The organism is Endozoicomonas sp. SESOKO3 (assembly GCF_024606255.1).
The window spans coordinates 1-2,207 of the sequence record NZ_JAHHPR010000371.1 but is presented as its reverse complement, the minus strand read 5'-3'; the positions used below and the strand labels follow the sequence as shown (position 1 = coordinate 2,207).

Genomic DNA, 2,207 nt, shown 5'->3' with positions numbered 1-2,207 from the left:
ATTAAAAAGACCGGGAAAGCGTATGGAGGGCCTGGTGATGACGATATCTGGATTGGCGAGTCAGGGGTGGCCTATGGCGGTAGAGGCAACGATGTCCTGCGTCTGCCCCATGAGGGGGTCGGCTATGGCGGACCGGGCAACGACACCCTCATTAACGGCAGGCTACAGGACGGTGGCTCCGGTCATGATCTTCTCCTGGATGACCTTGGCCGTATCAAACAGGTTGGTGGTGCAGGCAATGACCGGTTTAAACCGGGTATAGGTCGGGGGATCATTATCGGGGGACCTGGCAATGACACCCTGATTATGCCAACCGAGATCAAGATTCCTAAAACTAACTTCTTTGGCGGCTTTCTGGAAACGGGTATGAAGTACTTTCACCTTCGCCAGACCGACTCCGTCGCATTATTCGAGGTTCACCTGCGAAGCGGACAATGGCGTAGCCGTTTTGCTGAATACCTGGAATACCACAATCTTAAACGCCATGCACCGGATGGCAGGGAAACGCCGGGAGGCGCTATTTTCAGTCTCTTTGGCGTACCGGATAATGGTTTTGATATCAACCCACGCCACAACTACCCTGAGAGCGATCTTTACCCAAACAAACTTTATATTGCCTCGCTGTCAGAGATAAGAGCGGACTACCAACGTAAAGAAATTCACAAAAGATTGATCTCCGAACGTGTGCTGACGGGTTATGACGAAAAGCACACGAACGTAAAACGGGTCTCTGATAAATACGGCCATCAGGAATACTTTGACGTGGGCGAAGTTTTTTTTAAACACGCCTATCACTGGGGAGGGCCCACACAAGAAGGCCATATGTATTTATCAACAGCAGGCCTTTACCTGCTATCAAACGGGGATTTGTACTATTTCAGCGAGCGTGGACTGAGGGAGCGCAGCCGAAGGGAGAAAGTCAATGAGTCCAGTGTATTTTACACAACCCTGTGTCAGCTATTGGAAACCGGGGGGACCGTTACCGGCATTGAAACGGTGGTGGGGTCAGAGCAGGGTCTGAGGGCGATCGGGACGTTTCAGCCCGACAACATTTATTTCAATAGTGGTAAAAATGAGGCCTTTACCCTGGGCGGGAACGATTTTGTCCATGCCGGCAATGGCACCGGGATTAACTGGATACATCTGGGATCCGGTGATGACCTGGCATTGTTGGGTGATGGCTTGAACGAGGTCCATGGAGGCCCTGGCACGGACACCGTGTCTTACCGTCTCAGGAAAAAAGGTCTTAAACTGGACCTCACCCACCAGAACCTCTATAGCCTACAGCCAGCAGAGCAGCTGGCAGGGATGGAGGTCATCCAGGGTTCCCCGGGCAATGACACCCTCCTGGGAGACCACCGTAATACCGTTTTCGTGGTCACCAATGGCACCAATACCCTGGATGTCCGGGGCGGCAACGACACCGTGACCGCCAACGGCGGAAAAACGTCTGTCCGGTTACGCAGTGGCTTTAACACGGTATTACTGGGTGAGGGCAGGCACGAGGTATACACAGGCACTCATTCGGACACCCTCTGGCTGCGTCGTGGCAGCGATCTTGGCAACCACCGCATTCACGGTCATAAACACCAGAAGCCGCCAACAGGAAAATGGCCCGTGCTGGTCATCCGTTGGGAAAAATCGGGTGAATCGTGCCGTGACCCGCAAAAGGCCAGTTTGACCATCAATTCTTTTGACGAGAGCCTGAATCTGTTTTTTAGCCCTGAAATACCGCGTCAGAGCGTCACCCTTGACTTTCACACTGATGGTTTACGTCATTTCGAAACAGTACAAGCCAACCCCGTTATCCTTTATTGGGAGCAAGCGGCAGGCAACCCCCCTTCCCTGCCAATGACCGAGGCCCTGACCCGCCTGAGGAACAGTACTCTCTCGATTTATGTTGATTCAGACAGGGAACCCTGCCAGGTCAAAAAGAGAGTGGAGGACTACACCTTTTCCACAGGGGAGATGCTGGCATTCTTAAATCGCTATCCTGAAAAACCCTTAGGTGAATTCCCCCCGGCCAAATGGCGTGACGAAGCTGAACTGAAGAGCCTTGCCGATGAGGGAAAAAACCTGGGCGCCGGCCTGCACCGGATTGGCAGTCGGGAAAGCAACAATGTCAGGCTGGAGATTGAGTTTCGTTTCGACTCTTCCACATGCACCCCCCACAGTGGTGTTTTACGCAAGCTGACCCTGAAGCCGGG

At 53.0% G+C, this 2,207-nt stretch carries 1 protein-coding gene; it reads left to right on the top strand.

The genetic code is table 11. The features are described 5' to 3' along the window. Positions 1 to 2,207 (top strand): calcium-binding protein (locus KDK18_RS06575; RefSeq protein WP_257254071.1); only part of this gene is annotated, 2,207 nt, incomplete at both ends.